The sequence below is a fragment of the Kribbella sp. NPDC048915 genome (genome assembly GCF_040649595.1).
In the GTDB taxonomy this organism is placed as follows: Bacteria; Actinomycetota; Actinomycetes; order Propionibacteriales; family Kribbellaceae; genus Kribbella.
Genome location: NZ_JBEZFT010000020.1, coordinates 88,554 through 95,439, shown reverse-complemented (window position 1 = coordinate 95,439; position 6,886 = coordinate 88,554). Strand labels below are relative to the sequence as shown.

The 6,886-nt window shown below is 69.2% G+C and carries 9 protein-coding genes; 3 read left to right on the top strand and 6 right to left on the bottom strand.

The genetic code is table 11. The features are described from left to right. From AB0B82_RS13800 to AB0B82_RS13785, 4 genes are all read right to left on the bottom strand, one after another. A partial coding sequence (locus tag AB0B82_RS13800) for a hypothetical protein (protein ID WP_360166614.1) occupies positions 1-206 on the bottom strand: 206 nt, incomplete at its 3' end. A gap of 681 nt (positions 207-887) precedes the next feature. Beyond that, entirely contained in the window at positions 888-1,499 is a 612-nt protein-coding gene (locus AB0B82_RS13795) for a GerMN domain-containing protein (protein WP_360166611.1), read from the bottom strand. Beyond that, the gene (locus tag AB0B82_RS13790) at positions 1,496-2,872 is read right to left on the bottom strand and encodes a HAMP domain-containing sensor histidine kinase (RefSeq protein WP_360166608.1); all 1,377 of its coding nucleotides are present in this window, start codon (positions 2,870-2,872) and stop codon (positions 1,496-1,498) included. The genes AB0B82_RS13795 and AB0B82_RS13790 overlap by 4 nt, the downstream gene beginning before the upstream one ends. Beyond that, the gene (locus AB0B82_RS13785; protein ID WP_360166605.1) at positions 2,869-3,570 is read right to left on the bottom strand and encodes a response regulator transcription factor; all 702 of its coding nucleotides are present in this window, start codon (positions 3,568-3,570) and stop codon (positions 2,869-2,871) included. Before AB0B82_RS13785 ends, AB0B82_RS13790 begins: the two co-directional genes overlap by 4 nt. Before the next feature lie 150 nt (positions 3,571-3,720). Between AB0B82_RS13785 and AB0B82_RS13780 the strand changes: the two genes are divergently transcribed. Together AB0B82_RS13780 and AB0B82_RS13775 are read left to right on the top strand one after the other, a co-directional pair. After that, positions 3,721-4,032 (top strand): STAS domain-containing protein, encoded by a 312-nt coding sequence (locus tag AB0B82_RS13780; RefSeq protein WP_360166602.1) that lies wholly within the window; start codon positions 3,721-3,723, stop codon positions 4,030-4,032. Between the two features lie 52 nt (positions 4,033-4,084). Continuing rightward, entirely contained in the window at positions 4,085-4,558 is a 474-nt protein-coding gene (locus AB0B82_RS13775) for a hypothetical protein (protein ID WP_360166600.1), read from the top strand. Positions 4,559-4,600: 42 nt separating this feature from the next. On the opposite strand, the gene AB0B82_RS13770 is transcribed toward AB0B82_RS13775, so the two are convergent. After that, a complete protein-coding gene (locus AB0B82_RS13770; protein ID WP_360166597.1) occupies positions 4,601-5,044 on the bottom strand; it encodes a DUF4383 domain-containing protein in 444 nt (147 codons plus the stop codon). 386 nt (positions 5,045-5,430) lie between these two features. Beyond that, positions 5,431-5,763: a hypothetical protein gene (locus tag AB0B82_RS13765; protein WP_360166594.1), complete on the bottom strand. Its 333-nt coding sequence runs from the start codon at positions 5,761-5,763 to the stop codon at positions 5,431-5,433. A 208-nt stretch (positions 5,764-5,971) separates the two neighbouring features. Here AB0B82_RS13765 and AB0B82_RS13760 point away from each other — a divergent pair, with 208 nt between their 5' ends. Continuing rightward, positions 5,972-6,886 carry an SDR family NAD(P)-dependent oxidoreductase gene (locus tag AB0B82_RS13760; protein ID WP_360166591.1) on the top strand — a complete coding sequence of 305 codons (915 nt, stop codon included), beginning with the start codon at positions 5,972-5,974 and terminating at the stop codon, positions 6,884-6,886.

Genomic DNA, 6,886 nt, shown 5'->3' with positions numbered 1-6,886 from the left:
CGACCCGCTAGAGTTTTCCGCACGACACTGGAGGCTTTTGACCGCCATACGCGGGAAAACCCTCCACAGATGCGGCTCCAGCAACGGGTGATCCGGTCGGCGGCGATCCGATCAGCGGTCATCTGACCGGCGGTGCGCGGTCGAGCGCGGTCGAGCGCGGTCGAGCGCGGTCGGGCGTGGTCCAACGTGGGCGGCAACTCGGTCACCCGGGCCACCCACGGATCGCTCACAAGGGTGGGACATCCGCTCGTGTTGGGGGTTGTCTGCTCGTGTACCAACAGAGAAGCCCCAACACGAGGGGGTCACCCATCGTGTCTGGCCCGCGCGATCCACTATGACCACGGTCACTCAGGAGGCTCCGACCCGGATGCCGAGCGAACCCTCGACGATCAGCACCGTCGAGACAGCCCAGGACCGGGGCAGAGGTCAAGCCCAACTGGCGCTGCCTGACGGTTACTCGAGACAGCGCAGGACCGGGGCCGAGGTCAAGCCCAACTGGCGCTGCCTGACGGTTACTCGAGACAGCGCAGGACCGGGGCCGAGGTCAAGCCCAACTGGCGCTGCCTGACGGTTACGGGCTGCGGGGGACGGACCGACGGGCTGCGGGTGGACGGGGCACCGGGGTCTGGGGTGGGATGCCGACGGCGTCTGCGGGCGCCGCCGGCATCCACCGGGCTCGGCTTTCGCGCCAACGAATCCACCGAACCTGGGCAAGGACGCTAGGCAAACCGCTGGGTCATTGGAACGTTCAAGGGCAAAAAGTCAAGAACTCTCAATATTGCCTCAATCCCGACGCAGCCTCCGGCCCGGAAACAATCTGACGCCGCATGCAACTAGGTGTCGAGGCAACAATCACCCACCCCGGCCCGCAGCTGTTCAGAGCTGCGTCAGCGGGCGCGGAGGGCGGCGAAATCCGTGGCCTTCAAGGGCGCGCCGGTGAGGGCACCGTCGGCGAGCAGGGCTTCGACCGGTTTGCCGTCCCGGGAGAACGTCACCTCGTCGATCCCCGGTACGGCGGTGACCGAGAGGACGATCTGCCCGACTGCCAAGACGTTCTCGGCGGCGGAACGACCACCGGTCTCCCCGGAAAGTTCGAGCTCGAGACGGGTGCCTTCAATGGCGCCGACGGAGAGTTGGAGGTCGGGGGGAAGGGCGGAGGTCAGGCCGTTCGCCTGCTCGGCCGCGGTCGGGCCGGCCAGCAATGCGGCGATCACCGTCTGGAGGCGGTCCGAGGGATCGGGGTCGGAGGCGTCGCGGACCAGCGTGACGAGCTGCTCCTTCTGGACGAAGACCACCTGGATCGTCGCCCGGCCCGGGGTTGCGGCCGGGGGAGCGGAGCGCGGCGAGGTGGGGCTGTGGAGCCGCGTCGGTACGGCGGCCGGGTCGATCGGACTCGGCTCGTTCTGGACAGGTACGCCGCATCCGACCAGTAGTGCCGCCACGGCAACCAGGACGATCGTTGCCATCGACCACGCATCGCGGAGCGGACGCCGGTTCATGTGGATGCCTCCGGCAACCTGACGACGAAGCGGGCTCCGCCGCCAGGGGCTGTCGTGCACCAGACCGCACCGCCGTGGGCGGCCGCCGTTTCCGTGACCAGCGCCAGGCCGAGACCGGTGCCGGAGGACGAGCCGCGTTTGGCGGGCCCGGTGGCGAAGCGTTCGAAGATTCGCTCCCGGTCGTCGGCGGGTACGCCGGGGCCGTTGTCGTCGACGAACACCACGACGTCCTCCCCGGATCGCGCCGCCTGCACACCGACCAACCCGTCGCCGTGGCGCTGTGCGTTCTCGAACAGGTTGCGGAAAAGGCGCCCCAGCCGAGGTTTGTCGGCCAGCACCGACAGATCCTCCGGGCAGGACAGCAGCGACTGATCGCATCCCACCTCGCCGAGCACCTGCCGCAGCAGCGGTGCCAATTCGACAGCCGTGCTGGGTCGCGCATCGAGCCCGCCGTCCGACCGCGCGAGCTCCAGCAGATCCTCGAGCAGGCGCCGGAAGCGCTGCAGGTCGGCGGTCACCAGATCAAGAGCGCGCTGGGATCGTTCTGACAACTCGGAGCGGCGCGCGTTGAGCAGATCGACACTGCCGACCAGCGTCGTCAACGGCGAACGCAACTCGTGGCTAACGTCCGCGGCCAACCGAGCATCACGATTGATTCGCTGCTGCAGCGTGTCGACCATACTGTTGAACGAACCGACGATCGTCGCCAACTCAGGGTCCAGCGTGGCAGGCAACCGCCGATCAAGATCCCCGCCCGCGATCGACGCAGCTGTCGCCGCAACCCGATTCAGCGGCGTGACCACCGAACGACTGCCCCACACCCCGAGCGCTGCCCCGGCGGCCGTCGCGAGCAACGCACTGCCGAGCAGGATCCCACTGAGCAATCGCAGCGTCCCGTCGAGCTCGTGCAGTGGAGCGATCTCGTAGAACTCCGCATCGACCGACGGAACCAGTACGCCGACTGCCATCGCCGGCCCGTCCGCGGTGTGGAAACGTTGGCTGGACGCAGTACCGGCTGCGACGTCCCGCCGTACCGAGGCCGGGATGGCGTCCTGGCCCTGATCGAGCGCCGACGCGTACCACTGACCTCGCCAGTTGAGGATGATCGTGTGTCCGGCGGGTGTTCCGGCCGCGGTCAGGATGGCGGAGACGTCGGCGCCCGCGCTCTGCAGCCGGCGTTGCACGAACACGGCATCGGCGAATGCCTGGTGCTGTACGACGTGTTCGCGCTGGGCGAGCAGATAGCTGCGGGAAATGAGGTAGGTGCTGACGGCGAAGACCGCCGACACGAGCAGGGCGACCAGCGCGAAAACGACGACGAGTCGGCGCCGCAAACCCCACGGACGGCTCAGTACGCGCAGCCCTGTGCTCATTGCGGATCCAGCCGGTAGCCCATCCCTCGCACCGTGACCACGAGCTGCGGCTTGCCGGGGTCGCGCTCGATCTTCGTGCGCAGCCTGCGGATGTGCACGTCGACGATGCGCTCGTCCCCGTAGTACCCGTGCTCCCAGACCGACGCCAGCAGCGCCGATCGGCTCAGCACCCGACCCGGCGGCTGCGCCAGCTCGACCAGCAGGCGGTACTCCGTGACGGTCAGCGGAACGTCCTTGCCGTTGAGCGTGACCGCGCCACGCGACGTCGACAGCACCAGCCGGTGGTCCGCGGCCGGATCCAGGACGATGTCGGCCTCGACGGGGTCGGTGCTGCTGCGCAGCCGCCGGCGCAGGGCACGCAGCCGCGCGGTGATCTCCTTGACCTGAAAGGGTTTGGTGACGTAGTCGTCCGCGCCCGCCTCCAGCCCGGCGACGATGTCGTGGGTGTCGGAGCGGGCGCTGACGATGACGATCGGGATGTCGCTCAGTCGCCGCACCTCCCGGATGCAGGTATAGCCGTCGACCTCCCCGAGCATCAGGTCGACCATCATCAGGTCGGGCATCGAGGACCGTACCTCGGCCAGCGCCGACGGGGTATCGGCTGCTTCGGCTACCTGGTACCCCTCGTCCTCGAGGGCCAGGCGCAGGACAGCCCGGATACGGTCGTCGTCCTCCACGATCAGGACCTGCATCGGCATGGGTCCATGGTCGCAAGCAACAGCTCGATCGTTGCCGCGGGGTGCCCGATGTCATCCGATCGTCAAGAAGGACGCCGAGCGTTCTCAATGTCGGTAGCGCAGGCTGGTAGGGCTGGTAGTACTGCCACATTCTCCGGAAGGCGACCTTCGATGACCGACGCGCTGCACAGTCCGCTCCCGCAGAAGGCCGTGGTGACGATCACGGAGGCCGACCTGATCGGCGGGCTGACGTCGCTGCGCTGGCGGCTGCGCGGGCTGGTGATGGACGGAGCGAGCTTGGTCGTCATCGACGTGTCCGATCTCGCCGAGCTGTCGTCCACGGTGCTCGCCGCCCTGCTCGACACCCACCGCGTCTGCCGTCAGCGCGGGGGCGGAGTCGTGATCCGGCACGCCAGCCGCAAGATGTCCGACGTACTGCGTCGTACCGGCCTCGACCGCGTCTTCGACGTCGAGGCCGCCTGACCCGCCGCGCTGCCGGCTCCGCCCGACCCGGTCCTGTGAGGTATCACCGCTTGTGAATCGACCTGATCGCGAACCCAGCCACCCCGGCTACGTCGACGTGACTGTGATGGAGTTCGCCGCTCACACCGCCTACCTGGATCCGCTGACCGGCACCGGGTATCTCGTGCTGCCGCGCCCGTCGACCGATGTGCCCGCGCCGCAGGATCCGCTCGTCGAGGCCGCTTGGGACAACTGTCTGGAAGGCGCCGAGGGCGAGGCCGGCCTGTCGCTGTACGAGGCCGATCTGCGCAGTGCGTTCGAGCATCTGGCGCAGGACGGCTGGGAGCCGCTGCTGGACGACGCGGGCGAGATCGAGGAAGCGGGATGGACAACCGACGGCCGGCGTGCGCTGTGTCTGTACGCCGTACCGTTCGGCGGCGAGCCTGATCTCGAGTCGCTGCAGTGTGCGTTGCTGGCGCTGGACATCGCGTCGGACGTGCATGTCCGCGTCCACGATGCCGACGAGAAGCGAGCGGACGCGGACTGATCTGCTGCCTGCCGGGCGAGACGTGAGTGCAGGTGGACTGAGCTACCGCCGGACGGGGATCCTGCGGTGGGCGAGGGCGGCGACGCACGCGACGACCGTGGCGGCGGCGAGCAGGACGTACAGCACCACGTCGGCGGCCTGCGTGGGGATGACGCCGGGCAGCGGCGGGCTCGGGTCGAGTTGCCCGTAGGCAACCAGGAGCAGAAGCAGGACGCCGGTCGCGGACAGGAAGATCAGACTGGACCTGATCGATCCGGCCGCGAACAGTCCGGCCGCGCCGAGCGCGAAGTGCACCACGGTGTCTGTGACGGGCGCGTTGAAGAGCCCGAACACCACCGAATCCGGCCCCGGCACCCAGGGGCTCAAGGCATCGATGTGGCGCACAAGACCGAAGCTCGCCAACGCGATGAATGCACCGGCGATCCACAGCGTGGCGATCTGCGTCGGCGTCGGGGCGGTCCGATCGGTGGGGGAAGGAGAGCGCATCTGTCGAGCTCCTCACGTACGGCCGGCCTTGGCGGTGTTCCTCCTGACAAGGATCACCTCGAAAACGCTTTCCCGCTGGTCCGCACGGCGTGGCGCGCTGCCGGTGCCAGACGGTGCTCGGTGCTGCTCGGTGGTGCTGGGTGATGCGGGAGGGTGGCGGGTGCGGGCGGCGGTCGCCCCTCAACGATCGCCGTCCGGCACCCGACCGGCCCGGCCCTCGCGCCTGTTCACGGGCCGCGCCTGAGCGCGACCGTAATCCACGACCTCACCCGCGGTGAACGCTCGCCGCAGAACGTCAAGAACTCTCAATGTCCGCGTCAACGACCCGGCATCCCGGACGCACCGCAGCAACAACCGCAGCCACAACCGCGGTACGAACTCAGGGCTCAGCGCAGCAGGAACCTCGGGGGTTCGCCGGAGAGGGCCGAGGACGACGTGAGCCAGGCCGACGCTTCGCGGGGACGGCGGCGCTCGATCTCGGTGATCAGGTAGCGGCGCGCCTCGGAGGCAGTCAGCGTGCGGCCGGCGTCCTCGGCAGGCACTGCCTTGAGGAGCTCGGTGCCGGTCGCGCACCAGACCGAGTACAGCTCGGTGTCGGTCCAGTCGTGCAACCTGGTGTCCGCGGGACCCGCGCCGGGGGCACGGCGGCGAACGACTCGTCTGAGCGCAGCGGCGAGCACCGACCGGACACTCCGGTGGACGTCCATCGAAAGACTCACTGCCCCAACCTGCTCCGACTCTCTGACGGCACCTGTCTAACGCGGTCAGGAGGTCACGATCCCGGGCGGACGCCGAACGTCACGCGATCTCAAACTTCCTGCAGCATCCTCGTCAACGCCTACCGGCCGAGTCCATCTGCCACGCCGACCGTGCGCGACGCGGAACGGGCGGCGGCCGGGACCTTGCCACGGGCTAGCATCCTCGTCCATGGCCGCTTGGGGCGAGAACGACATCAAGGACCAGAGCGGCCGTACGGTCGTGATCACCGGTGCGAACTCGGGCCTCGGCCTGCGCGCGGCGACCGTGCTCGCCGGCAAAGGGGCGCGCGTGATCCTCGCCTGCCGGTCCCGCGAGCGCGGCGAGCCTGCGGCGGCCGCCGTCGGCGGGGAGCTCGTCCTGCTCGACGTCTCCGACCTGGGCTCGGTGCGTGCGGCCGCGGCCGAGATCCGGGAGCGTACGGGCGATCGCGTCGAGCTGCTGATCAACAACGCGGGCATTCCGGCCGGGAAGCTACGCCGTACCGTCGACGGGCACGAGTCGATCCTGGCCACGAACCATCTCGGTCACGCCGCGTTGACGTGGCAGCTGATGCCGGCGTTGCGGGCCGGGGATGCGGCCCGCGTCGTCGCGGTGTCGAGCATCGCGCAGCGCGGTAAAGGATTCGACGTGGAGGACCTCGACTTCGAGCGGCGGCGCTTCCGGATGGCGTACGCGTACTCCCAGTCGAAGCTCGCGGTCCTGATGTTCGCGCTCGAACTGCAGGAGCGGCTGCGGGCCGCGGACTCGTCCGTCATCAGCCTGGCCGCCCACCCGGGCTTCACCGCCACGGAGATTGCCGCCGCGGGCGCGCGCAACCAAGGACTCGGCCGGTTCGCGAAGCCCCTCAACGCCATGACGAAAGCCGTGTCGCAGTCTGTACCCGAGGGCACGTTGCCGCTGCTGTTCGCGGCAACGGCGCCCGAGGCCCTTGGCGGCGGCTATTACGGGCCGCGGAAGTTCGGCGAGTTGTTCGGCGGCGTAGGCCCGGCCCGCGTCGACCCGCGGGCCGGCGACCCATTGCTGCGTGCGCGCCTGTGGACGCGCACCGCCGAACTGACCGGCGTCCGACCGGACCCGGCCTGA